The organism is Maribacter halichondriae (assembly GCF_027474825.1).
GTDB classification, from domain to species: Bacteria; Bacteroidota; Bacteroidia; order Flavobacteriales; family Flavobacteriaceae; genus Meishania; species Meishania halichondriae.
Genome location: NZ_CP107030.1, coordinates 2,890,132 through 2,915,647, shown reverse-complemented (window position 1 = coordinate 2,915,647; position 25,516 = coordinate 2,890,132). Strand labels below are relative to the sequence as shown.

General features: G+C 33.5%; 26 protein-coding genes and 1 pseudogene. 12 read left to right on the top strand and 15 right to left on the bottom strand.

Features of this window, described 5'->3' with window-relative positions; genetic code table 11:
• Window positions 1–383: 383 nt before the first annotated feature.
• The 5 genes from N8A86_RS13470 to N8A86_RS13450 are packed head-to-tail and all read left to right on the top strand — an operon-like array spanning window position 384 to window position 3,361.
• Window positions 384–554: a hypothetical protein gene (locus tag N8A86_RS13470; protein ID WP_273565871.1), complete on the top strand. Its 171-nt coding sequence runs from the start codon at window positions 384–386 to the stop codon at window positions 552–554.
• Entirely contained in the window at window positions 555–1,130 is a 576-nt protein-coding gene (locus tag N8A86_RS13465; RefSeq protein WP_273565870.1) for an ABC-three component system protein, read from the top strand.
• Window positions 1,127–1,639, top strand: a complete 513-nt coding sequence (locus N8A86_RS13460) for an ABC-three component system middle component 5 (protein ID WP_273565869.1) — start codon at window positions 1,127–1,129, stop codon at window positions 1,637–1,639. Before N8A86_RS13465 ends, N8A86_RS13460 begins: the two co-directional genes overlap by 4 nt.
• Window positions 1,629–2,258 carry an AAA family ATPase gene (locus N8A86_RS13455; protein WP_273565868.1) on the top strand — a complete coding sequence of 210 codons (630 nt, stop codon included), beginning with the start codon at window positions 1,629–1,631 and terminating at the stop codon, window positions 2,256–2,258. The genes N8A86_RS13460 and N8A86_RS13455 overlap by 11 nt, the downstream gene beginning before the upstream one ends.
• The gene (locus N8A86_RS13450; RefSeq protein ID WP_273565867.1) at window positions 2,246–3,361 is read left to right on the top strand and encodes a hypothetical protein; all 1,116 of its coding nucleotides are present in this window, start codon (window positions 2,246–2,248) and stop codon (window positions 3,359–3,361) included. Before N8A86_RS13455 ends, N8A86_RS13450 begins: the two co-directional genes overlap by 13 nt.
• A 562-nt stretch (window positions 3,362–3,923) precedes the next feature.
• Here N8A86_RS13450 and N8A86_RS13445 read toward each other — a convergent pair.
• Window positions 3,924–4,367, bottom strand: coding sequence for a JAB domain-containing protein (locus N8A86_RS13445; protein ID WP_273565866.1), 444 nt, complete (start codon window positions 4,365–4,367; stop codon window positions 3,924–3,926).
• Window positions 4,368–4,893: 526 nt separating this feature from the next.
• Here N8A86_RS13445 and N8A86_RS13440 point away from each other — a divergent pair.
• Complete coding sequence (locus N8A86_RS13440) at window positions 4,894–6,375, top strand: Fic family protein (protein WP_273565865.1); 1,482 nt, start codon at window positions 4,894–4,896, stop codon at window positions 6,373–6,375.
• A 48-nt stretch (window positions 6,376–6,423) separates the two neighbouring features.
• Here the strand turns inward: N8A86_RS13440 and N8A86_RS13435 are convergent, their stop codons facing one another.
• The 3 genes from N8A86_RS13435 to N8A86_RS13425 all read right to left on the bottom strand — a co-directional run bounded on the left by N8A86_RS13435 (window position 6,424) and on the right by N8A86_RS13425 (window position 9,824).
• Window positions 6,424–8,061, bottom strand: a complete 1,638-nt coding sequence (locus tag N8A86_RS13435) for a DUF5712 family protein (protein WP_273565864.1) — start codon at window positions 8,059–8,061, stop codon at window positions 6,424–6,426.
• On the bottom strand, window positions 8,061–8,399 hold the full coding sequence (locus tag N8A86_RS13430; protein WP_273565863.1) for a BfmA/BtgA family mobilization protein: 339 nt from the start codon (window positions 8,397–8,399) through the stop codon (window positions 8,061–8,063). The genes N8A86_RS13435 and N8A86_RS13430 overlap by 1 nt, the downstream gene beginning before the upstream one ends.
• 552 nt (window positions 8,400–8,951) lie before the next feature.
• Entirely contained in the window at window positions 8,952–9,824 is an 873-nt protein-coding gene (locus tag N8A86_RS13425) for an alpha/beta fold hydrolase (RefSeq protein WP_273565862.1), read from the bottom strand.
• 619 nt (window positions 9,825–10,443) lie between these two features.
• On the opposite strand from N8A86_RS13425, the gene N8A86_RS13420 reads away from it, so the two are divergent.
• Together N8A86_RS13420 and N8A86_RS13415 are read left to right on the top strand one after the other, a co-directional pair.
• Window positions 10,444–10,821, top strand: a complete 378-nt coding sequence (locus N8A86_RS13420) for a hypothetical protein (RefSeq protein ID WP_273565861.1) — start codon at window positions 10,444–10,446, stop codon at window positions 10,819–10,821.
• A 55-nt stretch (window positions 10,822–10,876) separates the two neighbouring features.
• Window positions 10,877–11,758 carry a CPBP family intramembrane glutamic endopeptidase gene (locus N8A86_RS13415; protein ID WP_273565860.1) on the top strand — a complete coding sequence of 294 codons (882 nt, stop codon included), beginning with the start codon at window positions 10,877–10,879 and terminating at the stop codon, window positions 11,756–11,758.
• A 1,285-nt stretch (window positions 11,759–13,043) separates the two neighbouring features.
• On the opposite strand, the gene N8A86_RS13410 is transcribed toward N8A86_RS13415, so the two are convergent.
• The 10 genes and pseudogenes from N8A86_RS13410 to N8A86_RS13365 all read right to left on the bottom strand — a co-directional run bounded on the left by N8A86_RS13410 (window position 13,044) and on the right by N8A86_RS13365 (window position 19,681).
• Complete coding sequence (locus N8A86_RS13410; RefSeq protein WP_273565859.1) at window positions 13,044–13,439, bottom strand: integrase core domain-containing protein; 396 nt, start codon at window positions 13,437–13,439, stop codon at window positions 13,044–13,046.
• A 58-nt stretch (window positions 13,440–13,497) separates the two neighbouring features.
• Window positions 13,498–13,875, bottom strand: a complete 378-nt coding sequence (locus N8A86_RS13405) for an IS3 family transposase (RefSeq protein WP_273565858.1) — start codon at window positions 13,873–13,875, stop codon at window positions 13,498–13,500.
• 198 nt (window positions 13,876–14,073) lie between these two features.
• Window positions 14,074–14,493 (bottom strand): hypothetical protein, encoded by a 420-nt coding sequence (locus tag N8A86_RS13400; RefSeq protein WP_273565857.1) that lies wholly within the window; start codon window positions 14,491–14,493, stop codon window positions 14,074–14,076.
• Window positions 14,454–14,681 (bottom strand): hypothetical protein, encoded by a 228-nt coding sequence (locus N8A86_RS13395; RefSeq protein ID WP_273565856.1) that lies wholly within the window; start codon window positions 14,679–14,681, stop codon window positions 14,454–14,456. Before N8A86_RS13395 ends, N8A86_RS13400 begins: the two co-directional genes overlap by 40 nt.
• A gap of 52 nt (window positions 14,682–14,733) precedes the next feature.
• Window positions 14,734–14,898, bottom strand: coding sequence for an alpha/beta fold hydrolase (locus N8A86_RS13390; protein WP_273565855.1), 165 nt, complete (start codon window positions 14,896–14,898; stop codon window positions 14,734–14,736).
• A 99-nt stretch (window positions 14,899–14,997) separates the two neighbouring features.
• Window positions 14,998–16,152 carry an alpha/beta hydrolase family protein gene (locus tag N8A86_RS13385; protein ID WP_273565854.1) on the bottom strand — a complete coding sequence of 385 codons (1,155 nt, stop codon included), beginning with the start codon at window positions 16,150–16,152 and terminating at the stop codon, window positions 14,998–15,000.
• A 117-nt stretch (window positions 16,153–16,269) separates the two neighbouring features.
• Entirely contained in the window at window positions 16,270–17,451 is a 1,182-nt protein-coding gene (locus N8A86_RS13380; RefSeq protein WP_273565853.1) for a PQQ-binding-like beta-propeller repeat protein, read from the bottom strand.
• A 913-nt stretch (window positions 17,452–18,364) separates the two neighbouring features.
• Window positions 18,365–18,706 (bottom strand): annotated as a pseudogene (locus N8A86_RS13375) (SRPBCC family protein); the annotation flags it as partial.
• Window positions 18,707–18,897: 191 nt separating this feature from the next.
• On the bottom strand, window positions 18,898–19,158 hold the full coding sequence (locus N8A86_RS13370) for a hypothetical protein (protein ID WP_273565852.1): 261 nt from the start codon (window positions 19,156–19,158) through the stop codon (window positions 18,898–18,900).
• A 97-nt stretch (window positions 19,159–19,255) separates the two neighbouring features.
• Complete coding sequence (locus N8A86_RS13365; RefSeq protein WP_273565851.1) at window positions 19,256–19,681, bottom strand: amidohydrolase family protein; 426 nt, start codon at window positions 19,679–19,681, stop codon at window positions 19,256–19,258.
• 144 nt (window positions 19,682–19,825) lie between these two features.
• Here N8A86_RS13365 and N8A86_RS13360 point away from each other — a divergent pair, with 144 nt between their 5' ends.
• On the top strand, window positions 19,826–20,812 hold the full coding sequence (locus tag N8A86_RS13360; RefSeq protein ID WP_273565850.1) for an alpha/beta hydrolase: 987 nt from the start codon (window positions 19,826–19,828) through the stop codon (window positions 20,810–20,812).
• 121 nt (window positions 20,813–20,933) lie between these two features.
• On the top strand, window positions 20,934–22,091 hold the full coding sequence (locus N8A86_RS13355) for a helix-turn-helix domain-containing protein (RefSeq protein WP_273565849.1): 1,158 nt from the start codon (window positions 20,934–20,936) through the stop codon (window positions 22,089–22,091).
• A gap of 563 nt (window positions 22,092–22,654) precedes the next feature.
• On the opposite strand, the gene N8A86_RS13350 is transcribed toward N8A86_RS13355, so the two are convergent.
• Window positions 22,655–23,335 (bottom strand): hypothetical protein, encoded by a 681-nt coding sequence (locus N8A86_RS13350; protein WP_273565848.1) that lies wholly within the window; start codon window positions 23,333–23,335, stop codon window positions 22,655–22,657.
• A gap of 226 nt (window positions 23,336–23,561) precedes the next feature.
• On the opposite strand from N8A86_RS13350, the gene N8A86_RS13345 reads away from it, so the two are divergent.
• Both N8A86_RS13345 and N8A86_RS13340 read left to right on the top strand, forming a co-directional pair.
• Window positions 23,562–24,500 (top strand): sensor histidine kinase, encoded by a 939-nt coding sequence (locus tag N8A86_RS13345; protein ID WP_273565847.1) that lies wholly within the window; start codon window positions 23,562–23,564, stop codon window positions 24,498–24,500.
• Window positions 24,501–24,612: 112 nt separating this feature from the next.
• The gene (locus tag N8A86_RS13340) at window positions 24,613–25,326 is read left to right on the top strand and encodes a LytR/AlgR family response regulator transcription factor (protein ID WP_273565846.1); all 714 of its coding nucleotides are present in this window, start codon (window positions 24,613–24,615) and stop codon (window positions 25,324–25,326) included.
• Window positions 25,327–25,516 lie beyond the last annotated feature (190 nt).

Below are 25,516 nucleotides of genomic sequence, written 5' to 3'. Positions count from 1 at the left end.
GAAACATAGTGCGAGTCATTGATAAAAACAAAGGTTCGGTCATTTTTGGCTTGAGCCCATGTCAAGTTTTATACCTTAATGAAACATTTGTTATTGAACGTGACTTAAGAAATTAGTCCAATTGGATTTATAAGAAAATCAATTTTTAATACAGCATAGGAAGCATCAAGACAAACGGCAATTTCTAAAACCTGTAATTAGGATAGAGAAATCAAAGTGGAGGGTTTATTAAGAGTTATAATTACTATTTGTAGGAGATTTTTAAAAATCTAGTAGAATCTCACCATTGTGCTAGGTTTTATTTCTTTAGAGTAATATAATTTGTTCAACACTGCGTATATTTTTAAAAGTACTATATTTAAGGACTAAACCAAACCAATAATATGGATTTCATAAATCAAAACCTAGAGTATATTGTCCCTTTAGTAATTGCTATACTGGGAGTGGGCGCTTTCTTTTCGTACAAAAAATCAAAATCTAAAAAAATTACTCAGAAAAACATTACAACTAAATCTGGTGATGTTGTAGGTGGAAATAAAACCACTAATAAATAAATGAGTAAAAAAGTTGAACAAAGCAATATTTCTACTGATAGTGGAGATGTGGTTGCAGGAAATAAGACTATATCTGAGAAAAAAGGTACGGTTAAAATTAGTCAAATAAGAAGATTGTTTAGAGATTTATCTCGGGAGTATGACAATGAAGAAAAAATAAAAGAAATTTGCGTTGAACTCAATGATTACGATATCGAGCGAGATGTAATTGGACTTGATGCTAAATTAATTGAAGCGGGGAGTACCCAAAATTATATTGAGGATGCAGAAGTATTGAAGCAAAGATTCTCTAAAAAACTATATCACTACAACGAATACCAATCTGCTCAACGGATTTTTGTCATAATGTTAGCTCAAGTATCTGAGCTATTTAGAGCCAAAATATTACCTAAATTAAATGATGGTAGGAATGTAACAGACCTTGATAATGATATTTACAATGAAATTATAAAGCCCTTGAATGAACTACTAAATAAAGAGGCTTCAGAAGACAATGTTTTATACATCAGCTCTCAGGAAATAAGAGGAATGTTATATTACCTTACTGGAAGGTGTCACATAAAGTGGGTAGCATGATAACTTATAACGAAGCATTTGATATCAATCATACGATTTATAGAATTTTACTTCTACTTAATAATTTAAAATTTGATTCTGTAGAATATGAAAGACTTAGAATATGGGATTTTTTCATGGCTTTCCCTTATGAAATAGAAAATATACGGTTTGGCGTAAAACCAGAAGATCGAGATATAAAAAAGCTCTTTCCTAAAAGAGACAATCCGTACAGAAAAATAACCAACCCTAGAAAGTTATTCAGCCGAATGCATTCTTACCAGCTTACTGCGGTCAGCAAATTAGCTGCTTATGGTATTATCGCTAACGACTTTGATTCAGTTGGAAGAATAAGAGTTATTGACAGAGCGAAGCTAAGCGAAATTTTAGAAACAAGATATTCAGAATTAGAAGATAGAGAAAGCAATGTGCTGAAAATTTTGACTACATATTTCTATCATATGGAGTTTTATGGGGAAAGTGGTTTAAAAGCTAGAACTAAATTATCTGAATATCATTATGATGAGTAATCAATTGACTCTTAAGTCATTAAAAATATATGCGAATAATGGTAAAGTTGCCTATTATGAAAATTTTCATTCTGGAGTAAATATAATAAGAGGTGACAATAGTAGTGGAAAGTCAACTATTTCGCATTTTATATTTTATGTATTGGGAGGTTCATTTACCTCGTGGGTAGATGAGGCACTTGAATGTCATATGGTTTACGGTGAGGTCTCTCTTAGTGGTGTTGTAGCAACTTTGAGGAGGGAGATATCTGAATCTCCTAGCCAGCCTATGTATATCTATTGGGGGGGAATGGATGATGCTGCTAAAACTACTGAGCCAGGGCAATGGACAAAATATCCCTATAGCGCATCAGCCAATAAAAAGAGCTTTTCAAATGTTTTGTTTGAAAACCTTAACATTCCAATTGTTTATGGTGAGGCTAATATAACAATGCACCAAATTTTAAGGTTGTTGTATGTTGACCAAGATTCACCTACAAACTCTCTTTTTTTATATGAGCAATTCGACTCAGCACTAACTAGAAATACTATTGCAGAGTTATTATTAGGTATTTATAGCGAAGACCTCTATAGCAATCGATTGGATAAAAAGATTAAGTCTAGGAGTTGGAAAAATTAGAAGGTGAAATTAAGGGTATGAGACAGTTAAGTGATAATCCGTTGTTACTTCAGCCTTCTCATATCAAAACGATGATCGACAACCTAAGAATAAACAAAGAACGTATTGGCGAACAAATTGAGGCTTTTAAAACCAATCAGAAAAAAGTTGTCTTTACTTCTAAAACTAAGCTGGAATTTCAACAATTAAAGGAAGAATCAATACTATTAAGGAAACAAACTGAAGAAATTACAGATAAAATATTTAGTTTAGAATATGAGATTAGCGACACCGATTTTTTTATCGAAATGCTACAAAGTAAAATTCTAGCTATTAAGAATTCATTGCGAACAAAGGAAAAGTTAACCACCATACCTCTAACATTTTGCCCTGAATGTTTATCGTCTTTGCAGAAAACCGATGATCAGAATTGCAGTCTTTGTAAGCAACCTTTAGATGATAAAAAAGAAAGCTCTGCATTAAGTAAAATGCAACAAGAGATTTCTTTTCAAATTATTGAATCTAAAAAAATAAGAACAAGACAAATTCAGGAGGTTTTAAACTTAAAAGCAAGGGAGGAGAAATTCAAACAAGACTTACAAACTTCGCAAAAAGCTGTAAATCGGGCGCTAAGAGATGTAAAGAGTCTCAGAGATGAAAGAATTGATAAATTGTTGGTTGAAAAGGGAGAAATAGATGGTCAAATTCTGCAGTTCACAACAATGTTAGAAACAGCAGTGAAATTTCAACAGTTTCAGGAGAAAGCTCTACAGCTGAAAGTCGACCTTAAGAACTTAAGTTCAATCATACATTTTCAAGAATTAGCACAAACTGAACAAGCAAAAGAGACATCAAAGAAAATAGAAAATTTTGCATTGAAATTATTACATGAAGATTTAAATAGAGAAGAGGGTTTCCGGGAGGCTACCGCACTTAAAATAGACTACGGAAGTAATTCTATTTATGTAGATGATAGGTTAAAACGTTTTTCTGCGAGCTCTAATTTTTACCTCAAAAATACCGTTAGATTTGCTCTATTTTTCGCAAGCTTAGAGTCTAACCAGATGAGATTCCTAGATTTATTCTATGTGATAATATGGAGGACAATGGTATTGAAGAAATAAGAGCAAAAAACTTTCAAAAGTTAATTGTTAAAACTTCGCAAAACTATTCTAAAGAGGATTATCAAATAATATATACCACCTCATTCATACCAGAGGAATTTGAGGGGAGTGCATATTGCGTCGGGGATTACTATTCAGAAGAAGGTAGTAATAAGTCTTTAAAATTTTAATTGGGTATTTATTTCGGTTATCCAATACGTTGGCAATTTGACAAATATTTGGATTATAACGTGTTAAGTTCCATCGTTCGAGACCAGGTGAAGAGTCAGATAGGCCAAGTAAAATTTCGTTTTTGTTGAGTTTTTTGTTTCATCAAATAAATTTTTCCAACTCATCTGTTAACTTTAATAGGTAGTAAATACGACTTGCGATCATGTCAAGATTCTAAACTCTTTACATTACGCCCAATAACCCTGGTCACAGAATCACAGTTGAACTCCCTGAAATTTGCATCAAAAACCAAAACTCTTTACAAAATCCGCTTTCTGTAAAGAGTTCAAATCATTTTAGAAACATTCTAAAACTTTAAATATTTGCACCTTATGGGAACAGAGAGCTTGTACTATATTCTCCCTTCATTAGCAAAGCTATAAAAAGACCCATGTGGTGTAACGATAATGTGGTCAAGTACTCTAATGTCCAACAAATTTCCTGCCTTTACTATTCTCTTGGTAAGTTGTATATCTGCCTTACTAGGGATAATAACCCCACTAGGATGGTTGTGTGTGAGTATAATTGCCGTTGACAAGGATTTCAATGCGGTTGCAAAAATCAATCTTATGTCGACCATAGTACCCGTTAGTCCACCAATCGAGAAGGTGCAAATGCCTTTCACTATGTTACCATTGTTTAAAAACACGACTTTAAAGGATTCATAAAGTTCAATACTGTCCCTGTCCCAAGAATCCATAATGATTTTATTCGCATCCCTTGAGTCATTGATTTTCAATTGATTTCTACTACCATTGTTTTTGTAACTGATTTTAATTTCGTTTGCTTTTTCCATTGCTCCAAGATTTTGATGGCGAGCGTTAACCGGATTTCAAATGAAAAAGCCAAATTTTTTCATTTGGCGTTTCATTTGGAATTCGGAGCTTGCAAAGCAAAATCTTGGGGCGATGGCCTAAGACGATTGTTATAGGATGCGGCTGGAAGATAAATGCAAGCGGACGCTTTTTGGCGTTCGTTTGCGTTTATGTGCGGTTTCGAGGATGTTGAAAAACCGGAACCGGAAAGACGACCGGATGCGGAAGGGCGAAGGTCGTCCGCTCGGTCAGGCTTGGAGTTGAAGGTTTTCCAACGTCCGCAGGAACGATGCTACATGGAGAAAAAGGCTATTGCCATACAACTATTTAATTTTACCATGGAAAATTTTTTGCATTAAAAGTATTATAACAGAAAATATTTTGCTAAAAAATATCGAATATCACTTTACTGGAAAATCCAACAAATTTTTTATTAATAGAAAATATTTTGCAAAAATTTACTTATAATGGAAATTATTTTGCATTTTTGTATTCTAAACCAGTTTCGTGGAAAAAAACACCCCAATACATTTGCAGGAAATCATCTATGGTTCTTCCGATGCCGTAACATCCCGTCGTGTATCAAAATGGGAGGGTGAAGGGATAATTCGCAAAATAGCTCCACGCATCTATACGTCAAACCTCGAAGACACTCCAGAGGATATCATACGTCGTAACCTATTTCCTATTTTGGGGAATCTATATCCCGGGGCCGTGTTGAGCCATCGTTCCGCCTTTGAGTTTAGCCCTACCGCTAGCAGCCATATCTTCGTAACCTACAAGTACACAAAAAAAATAGGGCTGCCCGGTATTACCATTCGGTTTATGGAAGGGCCAAAAGCCATTGAGGGCGATACTTCCTTTTCGGGGGAATTAATGGTGTCACAACGAGAACGTGCCTTACTTGAAAATCTTCAAGTTTCAAGACAAACAGGAGCGGACTCCAAGACATTGGCATTTCCGCAGATAGAGGAAAAACTGGAAAAAATTATACGAGTCAACGGCGATGAGGAACTCAACCAAGTGCGAGACCGCGCACGTGATATTTCCGCAGCATTAGGAATGGAAAAGGAGTTCAAAAAACTCAACAAAATCATCAGTGCCTTGTTGACGACCCAACCCGCAAAAAATCTAAAATCCCCTCTGGCAGCAGCACGAGCAACGGGAAATCCTTATGACCCTGGCCGAATACAATTGTTCGAAATCCTTTTTCGCGAATTGAAACAACGGGAATTAAAATACCGTAAAGAAAAAAATACCACCACAGAGGCGTACCGCAATTTTGCGTTTTATGAAAGCTATTTTTCCAACTATATCGAGGGTACTGTTTTTGAAGTCGATGAAGCGAAACAAGTAATAGCTACCCAGCAACCTTTACTCGCAAGAAATGAGGATTCCCACGATGTCCTAGGCACCTATCAATTGGTATCCAATAGACGTGAAATGAAAATCGTTCCCTATTCGCCGGACAATCTTTTAGAGATCCTTCAATACCGCCATGCCATTTTGCTCAGCGCACGTACAGACAAGAAACCGGGCAAGTTCAAGGACAAAAACAATAAAGCTGGCGATACCGCCTTTGTGGATATGGAACTGGTCCGGGGGACATTGATGCGCAGTTTTGACTTTTACAAGGCTCTTGAACATCCTTTTGCAAAAGCGGCCTATATGATGTTCATCGTGAGCGAAGTACATCCATTCTTGGATGGTAATGGCCGTCTGGCACGTATCATGATGAACGCCGAACTATCGACATCCGATCAGACCAAGATTATCATCCCAACGGTCTACCGAGAGGATTATCTGGGTGGCCTACGGAAATTGACAAGAAACAATGACCCAAAAGTTTATATTAGAATGCTGGAACGCGCCCATGCCTTTAGCGATACACTTATCGGAAGCGAGATGGAAGGTATGGAGGTGGTATTACAGAAAAGCAATGCTTTTAAAGAAAGTAATGAAGGGGTTTTGAAGATTGTCGAAACCTAGTACTAGAATTTCTAAGCATCAAATAGTAAACGATTGGCAACCGGAAGGCTAAAGTGATATTTGATTGTTCTTGCCCTTATTTCGGTTTTTACCTTTTTTAGCTCCTTTCTTCGACTGACGGGTTTTTTGATGCAAACGATTCCTTAGCTTGTTTGATTTTAGCTCTTCCTTTATAGGCGATTTTTCTTCCAATGTTCCGTGCTCTAGTTTTTGATGTACTTCTTGTTTTTCTCCAAGACTACGCTCAAACCCGAACAGCGTATCAAAGGAATTTTGATTGAGTTGCTTCCATTTGGAATAATCAAAATCTTCTAGTGCTGGCTTTTCATTTAGCATGGCTTTTAAACCAAGATCAACATTCAGAATAGGTCTATTTTCAATGCTATGGCCCTTTTGCATTCCTGAAACGGTAATATTTATTTTGGTCTGTATTCTCTTTTTTGGCTCTTCGGTTTTAGATTTTCCGATCGAACTCTTTTCATCTGTACCATTTGATTCGCTGTCGTGTTCTATTTTCGAAAACCATTCCAACTGCTTTTCATGAATTCTTCTTTTGCGGCTTGCAGCAAAGTTGCGCATGGCTTCTCGGGCAAAAACCTGCAATGCTTCATTGTAATGTTTTAGCTCTAGCGCCGTCAGCTCTTCAATGTTCTCAACCGGTCTTTCGGCAATGGCGGATGTTAGATGCTCCTGTTCCCTTTGGCTAAGATTTAAAGTCAATTCAAAGGGCCTTACTTGGCCTTTTGAAATTTCTTTGTTCCCGCTATGGCTTTCAATAGTTGAAATGGTCTGTGCCTTCGTAATTCTATTTTGGTCTGGAATAAAGTAAAACTGTTGACTGATCAACTTTGGTTTCTTTTCCGGTACCGGTTGCATATTTTGCTCAAGTCGTATTTCAGCCTTTAAGACTCGCTTTTCTTCCAAGGTGCCATGCTTAAGTTTTCTAAGGGTTTCAAATTTTTCTTCTAGACCGCGCTTATACTGGAACATCTTGTCAAAGGAATCTTCGTTGAGTTGTTTCCAACTGGAGCGGTCAAAACCGCCCCTTACTTTTCTTCCATTAAGGACAAGATTTTCGCTGCTTCTTGCGTTGGCCAATGGACTTAGATTGATACGATAGTCCTTGTGCATTCGTGATACGGTAATATGCACATGGGTCTGTAATCCTTTTTTCAGTTCGCCACTTTTAGACCTTCCGGCAAGCACTTCTTTATCGGTTCCTTTGTACCGTCTTTTATGTTCAATTTTGGCGAACCAAACTATCTGTTTTTCGTCAATATCCTTTTTGAAGTTTGCAGCATAATTTCGCATGGCCTGCCGAGCAAAGAGTTTTATTACCTCATTGTAGTTTTCATATTCCTTGGAATTCAATTCATCTACATTTTCAATCGGTCTTTTTGCCAAGGTCGAAGCCAAATGTTCTTGTTCGCTTTGGCTAAAATTCAAGGTCAATGTAAAATACTTGTCCTGCTTTTTTGCCAAACCTTTGTTCTTATTATTATCATCCACCATTGTAATGGCTTGTACCGTGGTAATCATATTTTGATCATGATTAAAGAAAAATTGTTGTCGATTTCCGTTGCCCTCCTTCTTTAATTCTTTGTTCTCCTTGTTTAGATAGTGTCCGTATTTTGAACAGCTTCCCTTGTTGTCCGCCGAGGTTTGATGAACGATACTGACCGGCATCAATTCCGATACTTCATCCGTTCAAAAACGGTGTTCAATTGATCGATAAGTTTGTTGAAAAGGGTCTCGGTACGTTTTCCGTTTTTGAGCAATTGATTATGAATGGGATAAAGGATCTCGGATTCTTGGGTCTTGAAAAATGAAACAATACGTCGATCGATTACCTTTATCATTTCGGTCGCATTCTTGCCTTTGATAGCCTGGGGGTCGGTTCCTGTTTTTTGGAAATAAAGAATCATTTCCTCAGTAAATTTTCCGATATTTCGGTTGTATTCCCGGGCCAGTTTTTTGAGTTCCTTATGGCTCCTTTCATTTATGATAATGCTCTTTTTCCTCATACTAACTTCTTTGCTCAAATGTCATTTATAAAGGACTTCAAACCTGTGCACTAGCAGAAAAGGTGCATGTTGAAAACCGTAAAAGCTTAGTTTTCAGAACTTCAAAGAAATCAAGGAATTTTAAGCAAATGCAGGTCGTTTTATAGCTATTACTATTGAAAATCAAATACTTAAGTAGCGCATTATTATAATATTATAAAGTAGTATAATCTCTAAATCCTAGTCGGAGCAGGCGCAGCCTGCGGTTGCTCGCCGCAGGCGCGAGCGGGAATCACTGCACAGCATGATTCCCGCTCGCTATCTTTTAAAAAAAGATACGCTTCGACCAATACGGATTTCTATGATTAGAGAGAAGTAACAAAGAGTTTTAATTAATAATGAAAAAGTAGGTCTAGTTTGGATATCTAGATTCCAAGTAAAGGAAAAATGAAGAGCCAAAAAAGGATCCTTTTTAAGGACTATTGAGTTACGGTTTTTTTTTGGGGGGGGGGGTAGCTTGGCAGTAGTAATGTCTCTTTGACTCTATACCTATACCCACTGTTAGCGAGTTGTTTATTTAATTATGAAATCAGACAAGAATTCTGATAATTCTTTTGGGTTTGTCATCCACATTTCATGCCCTGCATCCAATAAGTGATGATGGGTAGCTTGCGGTCTGACTTCTATTAGTTTAGCGTTTGTACAAATTAACATTGGCATTGTTCGTTCCGAAGTAAGTATCATTACTGGCATATCCAACGATTTTACCTCCCCTGGAGAGGACGATTTAAACCCCGATGGCGAATTTACTAGAGCTTCCATTTCCCTTAGATTTGCTTTTAGCATTTCCAGTACTTCAGCAGGGACTTGATCTTGTATATCAGCTCCAGCAAAAAATTCAAATAACTCTTTCATAATCAAGGTAGTGTCTTGGGTTGAAAAAGCCTCTCTTGTTTCGCCAATCAATGTCTCTTGTACTGAATTATACCAAGACTCACAACCTTCGATATCATTGAGCCAGGAAACCAACGCAGGTTCAGAAAGCGTTAAACTCTTGATCATTTTGGGATTGCCTACAGCGAATTCCAGGGCTATTAAACCACCATAGCTATGTCCTACCAGGTGCACTGGCTTGCCAAGCATTGCAATCAAAATCTTTAAATCCTGAGCTTCTGTTTTTACATTGTATTCCGGTTGAATTTCATTGTCATTTGGAAAATTGTAACGCCTGCTATAGGTAACCACTTGAAATTTATCACTAAGAAGTTCAACCTGAGGAAGGAATACCCTGTAGTCTTCCTGACCACCGTGAATAAAAACAATTGTTTCTCCCTCACCTGATGAAAGATAGCTAATGGACCCATTTGGTACATATAGCTGTTTCAGGGTTTGTCCGTTCACTATTTGAAAGAAGAAGCATAGGATAGTAATAATTATTAATTTCATGCTGTTTGTATTTTATAATACTCATTCACGAACGAATATAGTTATTATCTAAGATAGGGATATATAGTTAATGATCATATCCAGATTATACGAGCCATAAGTTGCCATTTTTTGGGGTCCCATAAAACGGCCATTTTACGAGCCATTCCAGCGAAAGTGAAAACCGTTGGCTAGTAGCGTCCCAAACGTGGTCCTTTTTAGTAGTTTCGTTAATTAACGTTTTACGGGACACATTTGCCTTCAAAAAAAATAAATAACAGGTATAGGCATCTCCAAGGATGGTTTGATGTCAGTGACATTGCAAGAGGTTGTCAGTAGCTCATAAATGATCTAGCGGAATTTAAATCATTTCATAAACAATTAATACTTTGTTATTATGAGTGAAATTTTTGTAAAGACCTAAAGGTGTTTACATCATAATTACTCTATTTATTATACAAGATAGCTGTTTTTTATAGTTTTCGAAATCTAAACATTTGCACTCCGATTTTTGGGCCATCAAGAATGATATATTTTATGAAGAATTTTATTTGCCAGTGTTATTTTTTAGCTGGTTTTTACCAGACCAATTAAGGCCATTTAAAATTCGATTTAGTATTAATTTTAAATATTTTAAGTTATGAAAAAATCCATTTCATTGTTTTTGACATGTAGTATTATTTCCTTTTTTTCTTACAGCCAAGATATTTCAGGTGTTTGGCATGGAATATTAGAGGCTAATGGAACTAAACTAAGAGTGTCTTTCAATATCGTAAAAATTGAGAAAGGATATGATTCAACTCTTGACAACCCTGACCAGAATATAATGGGGTATAAAGTTGCCACTACTACATTTCAAGATAACGCGTTAGTGCTTGAAATTCCGGAAGTTGGAATACATTATAAAGGAACCTTAAATACCGAAAACGTTATAGAAGGCACTTATAGTCAAGCTGAATACATAATCCCATTAAATTTAGCTAAAAAAGTAATTCAGAAGACTAAAACATTCATGTAAATAGTTTTATATAAATACCATGGGAACAATTTAAAATAACCCAAAACAAATAATTATGGAGAACTTGACAAAGAAAAGATTTAAGCCTATTATAATATTTCTTTCAATTTCTTTGGCCTTGAGTTCAATTTATTATTTTCTAATAATTTATTCTGGAACTCTTAGTAGCGGATGGGGTCAATTTACAATTGGACTTATGTGGTGCCCTGGGATTTCTGCCTTGATTACTATGAAAATATTAAATAGGAATATTTCTGATCTTGGGTGGAAATGGGGTAAAACAAGATATCAGATATGGAGCTATTTAACTCCTCTTATTTATGCACTAATTGCTTACCTCGTAATATGGTTATTAGGATGGGGAGGATTCTATAACAAGGAAATTGTTGTTAGGCTTACGAATTCTTTTGGTTTTGGTGAAATTGACAGTGGTTTCATTATAACTTTCTATTTTATTCTATTTGGGATTTTTGGTACTATCCTTGGTATGGCAAGTGCTTTAGGAGAAGAAATAGGATGGCGAGGGTTTTTGGTTCCTGAATTATATAAGATTTATGGGTTTACGAAGACTTCCTTAATTTCAGGTTTTATATGGGGAATTTGGCATCTTCCTATATTACTATTTGCTGATTATAAAAGTGCCACTCCATATTGGTATGCAATGTCATGCTTCGTGGTATTAACTATAAGTATGAGTTTCATATACACTTGGTTTCGTGTCAAGTCAGGAAGCTTATGGACAGCAGTAATACTTCACGCTAGTCATAATTTATTTATTCAAAGAATTTTCACTCCTTTAACGGAGGATACAGGAAACACAGCTTATTATATTGACGAATTTGGAATTGTGCTACCAATTGTCGTCATAGGTTTTGCAGCTTATTACTGGACTAAACGCCGCGAATTAAATAGCATCGGTAAAGTGATTAATATTTGATTAGATTAAGCTTAAAGCTTTACTTTAATATTGTTAAGAATAATTCAAAAAGCAATTATTGCAACTAGATTTAATAAAATTCTCTCCGGACCCTTTGAGGTTAATTGCTTAAAGGATATCACCATGAATAAATATACACAAAAATTAATCTGGATTAATCAATATTATTATGATAAATAGAATGAGGAGAGTTAAAAAGAAACTTGTTTTATTGTTTTTTTCAATAGCATTAGTTTTGGCCATCCTTTTTGTACAAGTTGGCAGGCTTTCTAGTCTTTCTAATCGTTTAATAATCGAATGAATAGCCATTTCTTCCGTATATATTGCGATTATATCATTTATTTTATTTAGCTGGAAGTGGATTAGAATAAAAATGGGATGGTTAAAAGTGATGAATGCTAATTTGAAAAAATAAGTCAACGTAAAATGGAAAAATTAAACCTAATGGCAGATGAATTATCAAATTCAGAAATTGGTGAAGCCCCTTTTCATATCGGATAGTACGGTAAAACCATTCCATCAAATTATTTGAAAAATTAAGAGTCAAAAGACGTACTCAAGCGATATAAACGTTAAATCTGAATAAATAGACTAAAGTAGTATAGCCTTCTCCACATTTGTCTACTCGTTTATGCCTTCATTGATTTGTAATTTTAATAACATAAAAATTTAAAAAATGCTTGTAACAATTCTTAAAAACATTTTCATTGTTATTATTGGTTATGTTCTTTTTCTTTTATTAATATGGGTCTGGTTCTATTGTTTTTTAATGGGAATCACAGTTCAGCTTTGGTAGTTATTTCTGTTTTAGTATTGGTTATTCCAATTACTACCTATTTCATAATAAAAACAATTTTTCAAATTATTAAACAAAATCAAAACATCATTGCTTATATAATTTTTGCTTTGGTATTAATTGCAACCATAGCCAATATTATATTAGCTGTTAGCTTGGAGCCATTGTATTATAAAATTAATTATATCAGTCTTTTAGCTATAAGCACTTTTTATACTATTTGGAAATTAAATCAAAAAAAGGTTAGGCTGTAGTTTTAAATTGTGCGCAACTCCATAATGGTGTACAAATGAAATTTTTTTACAAGCTTAAAACAAAAAATAATGAGAAAACACATTTTTAAATTCATTTGTTCTGCTAGTTTCATTTGGAGGTTTTATTGAACTTTCAGCTCAAGAAATTCCAGTCATTTATCCCGGCACAAAGAATTGAGCATACCCCAATCTTTAGGACAGGTTTCGTATTAAATTAAGTTCTGGTTATTATTCATTATGCTACTTTTTGTTGTTTTATCAAATACCTTTTAAAAGGTATTTGATTGTCGATTCCTTGATGTCTTCTCTCGTTGTTATAATAGTAAAAGTATCGGTTCAATTGTTGATAGATATCGATTCCTGAATCTGGTGGATTCAAATAGATACTTTCAAATTTGACGCTTCTCCAAAGAAGCTCTATAAATACATTATCGATGGCCCTTCCTTTGCCGTCCATACTCAATTTGATATCATTTGACAGAACAAGATGGGTAAATACCTCGGAGGTAAACTGACTACCTTGATCGGTATTGACGATTTCCGGGTATCCATGTAGCGCCATAGCTTCTTCTAAAGTCTCTTTGCACCATTGGGCGTCCATGGTTATTGGATACCGACCAGTAAAGCACATAGCGGCTATGCAGGTCTATGATGGCCACCAAATACATGAACCCTTTGCGCATCGGGATTTAGGTGATGTCCGTTGCCCATACTTGATCAGGCCTATCGACCTTTAAGTTTCTGAGCAGGTACGGATATATTTTTTGGGCCTTGTTACGCCTAGAGGTATGCTTTCCCGGCATAATGGCGTTAAGACCCATCACGCGATAATACAATCGGCCTATGCCCTTTTGATTCACTTTATAACACTTGTCCATTGTGAGCCAAGTGTGCATACGCTTAGCACCTTTAAAATAATGATCGGCGTAATGTTCGTCCATCAAGCGCATGAGCTCCAGATTAAGTTCACTTTCATCTTTGGGTCTATAATAAAGACCTGAACGGTGCAGCTGCAAAAGCCTGCTCTGCTTCACGATACTTAGGTTGGAATGATCCTTGCTTATCATTAGTCGTCTTTCCTTTAGGGGTTTCAGAGCTAGGCGTTCTTTAAAAATCAAAGCTACACTCTTATAATCTTTTCGTTGAAGAAAAGTCCGATTGTAAGTTTCAGAATTGATGGAAATAGAAATAATATGTTTAATTGATGATGGTGTCAATATTAGAAACCAGAATTATAATAATATTTTAATTTTGTAGGATTTAGATTAAATCAAAGATTTTAAAATCTGCTTCCAAATTTCTGGATCATCATCTAGAAAATGACCTTTTCCCGTGACATAATTAGGCTTGCAATTTGGTAATATATTTACCAGCTTCTTAATTTCACCAATGTGGGCTAACGTGTCTTCAGTTCCATGCCAAACTTCAACAGGACAAATTATTTTTGTGCAATCAAACCCCCATTTTTTAGTTAGTAACTTCATTTCATATGCAGATTCAAAAACACCTTGTCTAAAGGCTTCTTTCATGTGTATAAGTGTCCATTCACCAGTTTCTTTTTTGACTGATATTTCTTGATCGCTTTCGCATAAATGGTTGATATTTGTACTAATCCCTTGCAAAAAAGAATCAGGTTTATGATCAATCATTTTTTCTGTTGAGCAAACATAAACCGTAGTAGCCAAGGGAGTTTTTGAGCTAAATAAAAACTAATTCTGTTGGGCTTGCTCATATTTTTTGGAGTCCTGCCATTATTAAATTCATTAATGGTAGAAATCAGTCCTACTTTTAAAATCTTTTCTGAAAACTGAAACGCACAAGCAGCAGCATACACTCCTCCTCCTGAAATGCCTAGAATTGAAACTTTTTTCAATTTGAAATGGTCAATCAATTCTAAAACATCTTCAGTAAAACTAATTATTGTCCTATTCTTTTTTTGGATCGGATAAGCCAAATCCTGGTCTATCCACCGTTATTAATTTAATACACAAAGATTTTGCAATTGGGTCATCTTTTATAAACCATAAGCGAGAACCTGGAGTTCCGTGTAAAGCTATTATTGGAAATCCACATAAATCTCCATAATTCATAAAGCCAAGCTTTCGACCATCTTTTAATAATATGTATCTTTCTACGTGGATGTTTATTTACTTTTATAATTATCTCTCCTTATCTTGAGAATTAATGTACTATGTCTTATTATTAAATATTATAATTTCAAGACTATCAATTTTCATTTCCTTTAAATTCAGATCTTTACCATTTAGATAATGATTATAAAAATTAGCCATATATCCTTCTGTTATTTGAAGCGTATTTAGAAATCGCATCTTATCATGATTATTATTTTCCATGTGATAATTAATATCCAGAAAACTATTATGATTGATTCCGCCAATTAATATTCTAAAAGAATCTGCTCTTATTTTTTCGCAAAAATCGTTTCTCCTTTTGTGAAGTTTTTTATAGCCTTCGTGATTTTCATAATCAGTTAGATCTTCAATAAACATAAATGGTACATCAATACCATTATCTAACGCAATTGAAGGAGGAGTACCATCTAAATCAATTACCGCTTTAAATCTATCATCCAAATAACTAGCATAGACAGCCGCCGCTCCACCAATAGAATGCCCAAAGCTTCCAACGTTTGAAAAGTCAATTTTATTATTAAAGTAATTGCTATTTACTTCCTGTAGTTTATTCAAACAAAAAATTAAATCTTCAGCTAATACCTTTTGTCTCAAACCTTTTACCTCACGATATTTGTCCGCGGATATTTGATCTGGGATATTTAAAGTTTTTAGGCTATCATGAAAACGGACATTAACAGGGTAAACTGCTCTCTTTTCATTGATTACGTATTCGCTTTCATACAAATGATTTACTCCGGCAACTATGTATCCTTTCTTTGCTAATTCTTCAGCGTAATAAGTGTAAAGGCTTATATTACCTCCTAGACTTGGTGAAAAAATTATCAAAGGAAAATTAGTCTTACTATGACTAATTGGTGCATCTTTTAAAGAATATGTTTTAAGATTAGAAACGGCATTAAAGTCATTTTCAGTCCATCCTCCTATATCTTTCCGAACCTTATCAATTTCATAATAATACTCTGAAGGTTTAAATTTCTCATTTATTTGAGTGGAATCTATAGGATACCATACTTGAACATTTATTAATCTATTTCCTCCATAATAAGAATCTATCCTATCTGAATCCGACCAAATAAAATATTTTGCACCAATTTGATAAGTTATTTTTTGATTTTTTTCTAATGCCTCATGAGGTTGATTTTTGCAACTTATTATAACCAAGGCTATTAGTATTAATATGTTCTTCATATAATTTTAGTTTTTTGATTTTTGCAAAAAAGATTTTTTGAGCAAATACATGTTTTATCATATGTTCTTTGTATTTGTTTTAAAAAACTTTTTTTGTTGGTGCATTAATTAATATTATTAAAGTGTTATAGCATACACGATTCCGTCTGAACTTCCAAAATAGATTATGCCATTATCAATGACAGGGCTTGAAAGTATAGATCCTAATGAAAGTATTAGCTCTTCAGATTTCCTAAAATCACGCCCATAAAGTTCAAATCCTTCTTTGAATTCACCTTCTTTATTAAAGACATTATAATAATTCAATTTACTTTGCTCTGTTTGAAATTCCCAGTTTTTATGTCCTGTTAAATAGTCTATGCCTTTTACTTTGCCGTCAAAAGTTCCAAAGTATATGTTGTCGTTATAAGCAAGCGCTGTACCGTAAACTCTCATATTAACTGGAATTGTCCAATTAACAATGCCATCAACTTTTTTCATTGAATAAAATATATGAGCATCCGATGTTCCAAAATATAAATTGTCTTTATATTCAATTGGTGTAGCAATAATCCAGCCGCGAGGTTGTTTCATATTCCACCTTCCAGTTCCCGTTTTTGCATCTAAAGCATAAATATTATAATCTCTACTACCAAAATAAACCACTTCGTCTTTAACTAGAGCAGCTTTCTGAATTTCCCCTTTCGGGAAATAAGTTGAGCCAACAGTTTTAAACTTCCAAACTAACGTGCCATTTTCTTTGTTTACGCAGTAAAAAACACCGTCAAAACTACCAACATAAATATTATTGTTATATATTATTGGAGTTGCATGGACTATACCATTCGTTTGAAATTTCCAATTTAATTGGCCTATTTTACTGTTAATGGCATATAAATAACCATCGCCCGATCCCCAATAAATTGTTTCCTCTTCTCCAGAGGGTGATGAGAGATAATAATCCCATATATCATACATTTTTTCTCCCTCTGAATCAAACTTCCAAACTAAGTTACCGTTGTTCTTATCTAGTGCATATAAACTACCGTCTGCACTACCAAAATATATAAGATTGTCCAACATTAATGGTGTGGAATGAATTGCACCACCAGTTTCGAATGTCCAAACTTTTTTCCCAGTATTTTTGTCTATTGCATAAAGGCTGTTATCGCCACTTCCAATAAATAAGATGTCACCATCAATAATTGGTGATGAATAAATTTTATCGTTGGTTTGAAATTTCCACAGAACATCATCTTGGGCATAAGAAACATTTAGGTTTAATGTAACTAGAAACAAGGGAATTAGAATCTTTGTCATATTTCAATTATTTAATATCAATACAAAATTTAACTTTTTTTATAAATAGAAGGATCGGAATCACCAATTACTACAATAGTATGATAAAATTGACTTAAAATTAGATGACCTACTTGCCATGCAATATTTAATTTCAAAATTTCAGGTGTTAGATACCAAATTTTGTGGGGTGTTTGAACTAGGATACTTAATGTTAAACTTCTCGTAAAGCTACTTTGTTCTTTTATAAACTTAATTCTTTGATTTCCCATAATTTTAAATTTATTTTTGAAAACCATCGTCTCTCAAAAGCTTGATTCATATCATATTAGTTATTTGATTTTAATAATTCTTTAATGTAGGTATCATAGAATTCTATTATTATTTATATTGGTTTAATTACAACTAACCTCATAAGCTCTATAAAATCTCTAGCTTAAGACTGCTCTAATGTGTTTAAATGTAAAGCACAAGCTATTTTAGTGTTAGGGTCATAAAAACCTATGGTAAAATAATCTGGGAAAAATCCTAAATGGCCATAAGTCTTACCAATATCTGGAAATTCAAATATTTGTACGCCCAAACCATAACTACCTCCAACACCTGTTGCAGGTCTTGCACTATAAAAATCTTCTCCTAATTTGTTAAGATTAAAAAGGATCCTTCATGTAATAATCTTAACCATTTTACATAATCTTCTGTTCTAAACGCTAATCCACCTCCAGTCCATTCAAATTGCGTGTTATTTGTAAATCCATTATCATCTATACATCTATTTACAAAGCCAAACATATTATCTTTACGTACATAGCCAACATTCAAGTTTTGAATTTTCTTTATCCCAGATGATTCTATAGATGTCAAATTGAAAGGCTGAATAATCATATCATTTAAAACATCATAATATTGCTGATGGGTAATGATAAAGTTCTAGTTATTTGTTATTTTTTTCGAGTTCATCAATATAATAATCCCAACCCTTTTTATGCATTTCAGCACTTTCTTTAGTTAAAAAACCCTCATGGGTTAGATGAATCGAGGTTGTTTGATCACCATTGTCATCAAACTGGACTGTAATGATTGTTTTTTCTTTTGAACTCTCCCAATTCCATGTATAAATTAGCTCTTTATTCTTCACTACCTTAAGAAACCTACCTCTCATAATTGATATTTGACTATCATTTTCGGAGTAAAGAATTATGAAACCGTTAACACTTGGATCAATTTCTATTTTCGTTATTGGTGGTATTACCATTGCTGGAGAAATCCATGCCTCAAAAAGTTTAGAGAAATGATGATTGCTTGTGTATTTTTTTGTATTTTAATTTGTTCATTATTCATTAGTAATAAATATTTAGCTAATGATTTTTCTTTAATTCCAACCTTCTATAGATTTACTTATTGTTTTAGCATATGTTTTAAAGGTCTTATATTGAGTTCTATTTTCTTGGTAATCATTAAGTAGTTCTAACATTTCTTCAATCCATAAAGAGCTGCTTTCTTTTGACCATATGGATCTGTCTTATTAAGTTCTAATAATTCTTCTTGTTGAGAACTACAACCTTCAAGTAGGCCATATAAATACTCCAAACTTTGCTGATTGGCTTTTATACTTTCCCAAATACTATTTGATTCTGGTATATGACCCGTAAAAGGAACTTGTTGCTCTTGACTTTTTTTGGTAATGTTTAAATAAACATCTTTAGATAAACGACTATAAATTTTCAAGAAATCTACACCTTCTTTTATCTGTCTATCAATTTCAGTTCGAGCCTGTTTTAAATTAGCTACTCCTACCGATCCAGGCCATACAGGCGGAACTCTGTCAATAATAGCTCCCGATGTATAGACGTCTGGGGCTAAAATTTCTTTTAATGCTTTTTTGTCCTATACTAGAAATAGTATCCATTGTACCCCACATATCACGTACACCATTCACGCCATTTGCAAATAGTAATTGATTAGCATAATTATGGCTATAACTGTAGTGTGCATGGATATCCCATAAACCAGGCATTAAATATTTTCCAGTTCCATCAATAATTTCAACCGAAGAAGCTAGAGGAATTTCATGATCATATATTGCCTCAATTTTACTTCCTTCGATTGCAATCCATTTATTGGATTCAATAGTTCCATTTTCAACATCAATTATATTGACATTTGCAATTACAAAGTCAGCTACTATTTTATCTTCTTTGCAACTAATGAATAGAGATGTTAGAAATAGAAATAGATGTAAATTTTTCATAAGCATAAATTTAATTAACAAAATGTATTTTAAATGCATAGGCCACTTAAGGTTGTAAACTCTTAAAGGGGTATACAATTTTGGGTTAAATATTAAATGCTTTATGTTTCTCTCTTGATAAATTTGATAATTAAATTTTAAGCTATGAAACGATATTTTAGTTTTGCTGCAATTATATTTGCCAGCTTCAATTTTTTAATTGCTCAAAATACTTTTGAAGTTCAGGGCGACTCACTTAACAATTTAGTTCTTCCTAAAAACATGGAAACATCTCCTCTTGGTACTTTAGGAGACATAAAGACAGTTGGAGAAGGTAAACAAGATTTGTTACTTATAGCAGGGTGGGGATTTGACCCAAGTGTTTTTGATGATTTTGTTAAAAACAATAAGAAAAAATTCAAAATGCATCTCATTACTTTACCAGGTTTTGGAAATACAAAACCTCAAGAATTACCATCTCCTAATATTAGTTATGGTAAACAAATTTGGACGAATGGATGTATTAAAGGTATTGTAAACTATATTAAAGAAAATAATTTAAAGGAGGTAACGGTTTTATCATATTTTAATGTAGCCGCACAAATTGCTATTAGATTGAATATAGATTATTCAGAATACATAAATAAAACCATCGTTATAAGCGGTGCTCCAACAATAATTGATGCAAGTATGAAAACTCCCCCTACATTAAAAGAAAGAATCGAAGTTAACGATAATTATTATGCGCCAAAATGGTTTAAAACAGTTACTAAAGAGGTTTGGAATAATAGTAATTTCCCACCTAATTTCTATTCGTTCGATTCTATAACTGGTAAAAAAATGTGGGATCAAGTGGCTTCTGTTCCAATGCCAATTATGATTCAATATTTGTGTGAGTTCAATTCTCAAGATGTTTTACTAGATATAAATCAAATTGAAAAAGAATTATTGGTTATCGTTCCTGGATACGATAAAAAAACATTGAATGAAGGAAGTTCAATGACATCCTTTATTAATTCAAATTATATAGACCCTTGGCTAGCTTTAAAAAATCCACATATAAAAGTTATTAAAGTAGAAAATAGTGCCAATTGTATATTTTGTGATAACCCAAATAAGTTAGAAGGAATAATTAGCGCTCTTTTTAATTAGATTTTAATATTTCTTAACAGGATTTAATATGCAATATTTATTCGCTTTTTTGTAACATTTCCGCAATTAATAAGTCTAATGTAATATATGTTTCTTTTTTAATAAAAAAGGATATCTGTACTTGTTAGCTGAAATGAATTTTTTAACAATATCCACATTTAGTGCTAATGCGAATATCTGGACTATTATCTTTTTGATGGTTGCTGGACAAGGATTATTTATTTCAAGTTTTTTATATACTAAGAAAAGTTATTTTAAAAAAAGTAATTTTTTTCTTGCCACTTTATTAGCGTTTTTTTCGTTGAATTTACTTGAAAATGTTGCACTTTGGACGCAATATTTGATGCATTCACCTCACTTTACAAATGTCACTTTAAGCTTTACTTATTTATATGGTCCGCTTTTTTATTTTTTCATTATTTATAGAATAAAGAATGACAGAAAATTTAATTGGAAAGATCTCTTTCACTTAATTCCATTTTTTGTATTTAATTATCGAATGTTAGATTTTTATGAATTGAGTTCAGAAATTAAGCTAAACATATTAACTAAACAAATGCCATATTCTGTTAACTTTTGGACATTCTTCTGGCAGTATCTTGCAATTTTTTCTTTATTGATGTACTTATTTTTATCAATACGAGAAATATCAACGCATAAAATAGAATCAAAAAATAATCTTAAAAAAATAATGCTCTCATTTGCCCTGTTCTGTGCATTGATTGCATTATATTTTGTAATAAATATTTTAATGAACCTAAACGTTCATTTTGACTATCTAATTACTTTAATTGTTTCGATTTTCATTTTTCAAATTGGATATTTCGCTTTATCTGAACCTAAAATTTTTGATCCATTTTTATACAAAATTAAGTCAAAAACTAAATATGAAAAATCGAACCTTTCTAATAAGGAATCAATAGAATATTTAACTTGTTTTGAAGAGTTAATGGAAAAAGAAAAATTATACTTAAAGAAAAATTTAAAGATTAATGAGGTAGCCGATACCTTATCAATTTCAACAAATCACTTGTCGCAGGCTTTAAATGAGTCTAGTAACAAAACCTTTATCGAATTTATTAATTTTTATAGAGTTGAAGAAGCAAAAAAAATGTTATTGAACCCTCAATTTGATAACCTAACTATTGAAGCGATTGCCTATGAGTGTGGATTTAATAATAAAACTTCTTTCAATAAATATTTCAAAAAAATAATGATAGTAACTCCAAAAGAATTTATGAATAACTACAAGATTAAACATTTTCATGTAATTAAATAAGGTGTAATTTTTAACATCTAATTCAGACTATTTGTAATCCTTTGTGATAAACTTCAGTTCAGATAATGAGCTTACTCAAAAGTCTCTTGGGCACAAAACCAAAAGTAAGTGTGTTCATTTCTGCAATCAGCATCTTAAAGATTTTGGAACTAAAGCCTTTCATTTTCGCAAATAACTTTAGTATTGAGTCTGATTTGGAGTATAATATTTACATTTTGTTACATACTCTTAATTCGATATAAAATTACCTCCCATTGTAATTGAGTAATTGTTCCTTATAAAATGATTAAACGGTATGAAAAAACTGATGCTAATCTTTATAATTATTCTTAACACAGGGGTTGTTTCAGGTTCAGATTGTCCAAAGTAATCAACTGTAGCGGTATTCGACTTACAACCAATCATTCCAATAAGAACAACGAAAGGGAGTATTTTTTTTATCATAGTTAATTATTTATAACGTTTCGTCTGATGGCGCTGACGTAGAACACATGTCCTTATATATACCCGAAAATAGTAGATAAAAAACAAATTTGGCTTATCTACAACTATGTTTTATAGTTCTATTTTACAAACAAAGTAAAAATATGTTTTCGCATTAAAATAAAAACCAGAATCACGAAAATTGTCCAAAGACTTACCAATATGGGGGAGCCTAATATCCAATAATCTGCCAGTATCCCTTTTTCCAATAAGGTGTTCATCAGTCCCAGCACGACGACCAAATCGATAATCATAGGCGCGAAGAAGAACAATAAAAACCAAGAAACCCTTTTTTTCTGAATTGATACGAATGCCCTGTACAAAGGATAAGCCAGAATCATCAGGATAGCCATTAGACCGATTGCCCAAGCTAAAGAATAATTATCAAGCAAAACATTGGTGGCATAAACTTCGTCTCCACCTCCAAAGGCTGCGGTAACAATTCTCGCAACAGGCATATTGGCAAAAATAAGTGCGAAGCCGAAGGATTTTTTCTGAACGCTGTTATCAGGTTTTAGCAAAAATGCCCCGACCCAAATCATAATAAAAGTAAAAATGGGACCAATATATGTGGGCAGCATCGAAACAAGATCACCTTGATTACAACCTTCCGCTAGCCCCCATACGTTGAAGTCTCGCTCCCCCCAACCACCACAAATGATTCGCCCCAGGGCGGTATGTGCTATTTCATGGGCCTCGTGCATCATAAACATCAAGGCCAAAAAGGAAATTACAAATTTGAAATTGAATTTTATGTTCATGCTCGTCGGTTTTAGGGCTTGTTAAAATTTATTTTGTCCCGAAACCAAAACTATATCAAGGAACCCAAAAAAAATCCGAATTACACGAAAACGGAATTCTATCGTACTAACCGGATAAAACATATGACCTATCGATTTATTGTGTGTATTGTCCATTTGGTACAAGGAAAAGATGGCTTTGTCAGAAAACACCAAGACATTGGCTTAAATTGAATAGTTTTGATTTATGAAAATTCGAAAACAGCAATGGAAATATCATATCGTTCTATTGACGGTCATCGTAATCATGGATATGTTCAGCTTCTATGTATTGAATACATCAGATGATTTCTTTCGTAAGCTTCGATATCCTTATTTTTTATACCTGATAAGTTTTTATGTCGTCTTTTTTTTGGTTTATTTTCTCAATTACTACTTAATATGTCCCCGAACTATTGCAAAAAAGAAGATTCTACACTTCATAGTAGCCATATTACTTCTCTTTTTAGTGTACTCGAGTATCCGTTACGTTTTGGATGAAATACTACTGTTCAATATTACGGGCATTCATAACTATTTCGAAAGCTCGAGAGCGTTGGGTTACTATGTAATGGATAATTCATATTATGCGACCAAAGCCCTGCTTTTCAGTACCTCTTTATATCTGCTGTTTGAATTTATTGAAAACAATATTAAAATAAACAGGCTGCAATTAGAACACAAAAAAGCTGAATTAAGTCTCTTGAAAACCCAATTGGAACCGCATTTTTTATTCAATACCCTGAATACCTTCTATACCGAATTAGTCGATACGCGGCCTGAAACGGCAAAAGATATCCATAGATTGTCCCAACTATTGCGTTATGTCACTTATGAAACCCATCAAGATTTTATGCCGCTAAGTCGCGAGCTACAGTTCGTTGCCGACTATATCCATTTTCAAAAAAAACGTTTTGAAGACAACATGTTTTTAGATTACGAGATACATGGTGCCATTCAAGACCAGCCCTTCCCAACATTCGTATTGATTCATTTTGTGGAAAATATATTTAAACATGGTATTTTGAACGATAAGAGACATCCGGCAAAACTTACCATACGAATAACAGATCAAGAGATTACCGTGCTTACCAGAAACAAGATATCCACAACCGAGAAGTATTCAAAAAAGGTATCGGAGAAGTAAATCTTAAAAACAGGTTAAAAGCTATTTATGGTAATGCTTTCGAACTTGACTTCTCGCATAATGAAATTATTTTTGAAGGGCGACTTTTAATCCCGTTACCCCATTAATCGCTATGGAAAAATTAAAATGTATCATCGTGGATGACGAACCACCTGCAATTCGTTTGCTAGAAAAATACTTGGCCAAAGTAACTTTCTTAGAGTTGGTCGGTACTACATCCAGTGCCTTAGAAGCATTGAGTATAGCAGAAACTACAGCCATAGACCTGATATTTTTAGACATTCAAATGCCTGATATAACGGGTATTCAGCTCTCCAAACTCTTAAAGGGACGAGTGAAAATCATTTTTACTACTGCCTACCCTCAATTTGCTTTGGAAAGTTATGGATTGAATGCTGTCGATTATCTTTTAAAACCATTTGAATTTGAACGCTTTTACGAGGCAGTATTAAAAGTTAAGGATATGAAAGGAAAAACAGAGGATATTATACCAGCACTGGCAGAAGGATATTTGTTTGTCAAGACTAATGGCAAGAATAATTTTGAGAAAGTGTTTCTCAAAGAGATAATTTATATTGAAAGTCTAAAGAACTATCTGGCAATTCATTTAAGGCATAAGCAGATTATCACGTATAGTACCTTAAAACACCTTTATGAATACCTGCCAACGAAAGACTTTATTCAAATTCATCGTTCTTACCTTGTGGCATTGCAGCATATAGAGAAAACAGATTCCTTGGCCGTATTCGTAAACAATACTGACCTCCCGATTGGCGAAACCTACAAATCTGCTTTTTTTAAAGCCATTGAACAAAGGAAATTCTAGCCGCCCATGTACTTTAGTCTTTCTATCTAGCTGAAAATATTGAACCTGCTATTAGAGATTCCTTTTAGTTGAATCGGGAATAGAATTTTTTAAATAATATATGAATATTTAATAAATGGCTATCACTTATGGTTATTTGTAAATATAATTTCATACTTCTTATAGCCTAATAAATCGGCCATATTACGAA

Bases quoted from the DNA above. Each gene is read 5' to 3' on its own strand.
- N8A86_RS13470 (WP_273565871.1), top strand. From the start codon at position 384: ATGGATTTCATAAATCAAAACCTAGAGTATATTGTCCCTTTAGTAATT.
- N8A86_RS13465 (WP_273565870.1), top strand. From the start codon at position 555: ATGAGTAAAAAAGTTGAACAAAGCAATATTTCTACTGATAGTGGAGAT.
- N8A86_RS13460 (WP_273565869.1), top strand. From the start codon at position 1,127: ATGATAACTTATAACGAAGCATTTGATATCAATCATACGATTTATAGA.
- N8A86_RS13455 (WP_273565868.1), top strand. From the start codon at position 1,629: ATGATGAGTAATCAATTGACTCTTAAGTCATTAAAAATATATGCGAAT.
- N8A86_RS13445 (WP_273565866.1), bottom strand. From the start codon at position 4,367: ATGGAAAAAGCAAACGAAATTAAAATCAGTTACAAAAACAATGGTAGT.
- N8A86_RS13435 (WP_273565864.1), bottom strand. From the start codon at position 8,061: ATGCCGGTCAGTATCGTTCATCAAACCTCGGCGGACAACAAGGGAAGC.
- N8A86_RS13430 (WP_273565863.1), bottom strand. From the start codon at position 8,399: ATGAGGAAAAAGAGCATTATCATAAATGAAAGGAGCCATAAGGAACTC.
- N8A86_RS13425 (WP_273565862.1), bottom strand. From the start codon at position 9,824: ATGAAATTAATAATTATTACTATCCTATGCTTCTTCTTTCAAATAGTG.
- N8A86_RS13420 (WP_273565861.1), top strand. From the start codon at position 10,444: ATGAAAAAATCCATTTCATTGTTTTTGACATGTAGTATTATTTCCTTT.
- N8A86_RS13415 (WP_273565860.1), top strand. From the start codon at position 10,877: ATGGAGAACTTGACAAAGAAAAGATTTAAGCCTATTATAATATTTCTT.
- N8A86_RS13410 (WP_273565859.1), bottom strand. From the start codon at position 13,439: ATGTGCTTTACTGGTCGGTATCCAATAACCATGGACGCCCAATGGTGC.
- N8A86_RS13405 (WP_273565858.1), bottom strand. From the start codon at position 13,875: ATGATAAGCAAGGATCATTCCAACCTAAGTATCGTGAAGCAGAGCAGG.
- N8A86_RS13390 (WP_273565855.1), bottom strand. From the start codon at position 14,898: ATGAATTATGGAGATTTATGTGGATTTCCAATAATAGCTTTACACGGA.
- N8A86_RS13385 (WP_273565854.1), bottom strand. From the start codon at position 16,152: ATGAAGAACATATTAATACTAATAGCCTTGGTTATAATAAGTTGCAAA.
- N8A86_RS13380 (WP_273565853.1), bottom strand. From the start codon at position 17,451: ATGACAAAGATTCTAATTCCCTTGTTTCTAGTTACATTAAACCTAAAT.
- N8A86_RS13365 (WP_273565851.1), bottom strand. From the start codon at position 19,681: ATGAAAAATTTACATCTATTTCTATTTCTAACATCTCTATTCATTAGT.
- N8A86_RS13360 (WP_273565850.1), top strand. From the start codon at position 19,826: ATGAAACGATATTTTAGTTTTGCTGCAATTATATTTGCCAGCTTCAAT.
- N8A86_RS13350 (WP_273565848.1), bottom strand. From the start codon at position 23,335: ATGAACATAAAATTCAATTTCAAATTTGTAATTTCCTTTTTGGCCTTG.
- N8A86_RS13345 (WP_273565847.1), top strand. From the start codon at position 23,562: ATGAAAATTCGAAAACAGCAATGGAAATATCATATCGTTCTATTGACG.
- N8A86_RS13340 (WP_273565846.1), top strand. From the start codon at position 24,613: ATGGAAAAATTAAAATGTATCATCGTGGATGACGAACCACCTGCAATT.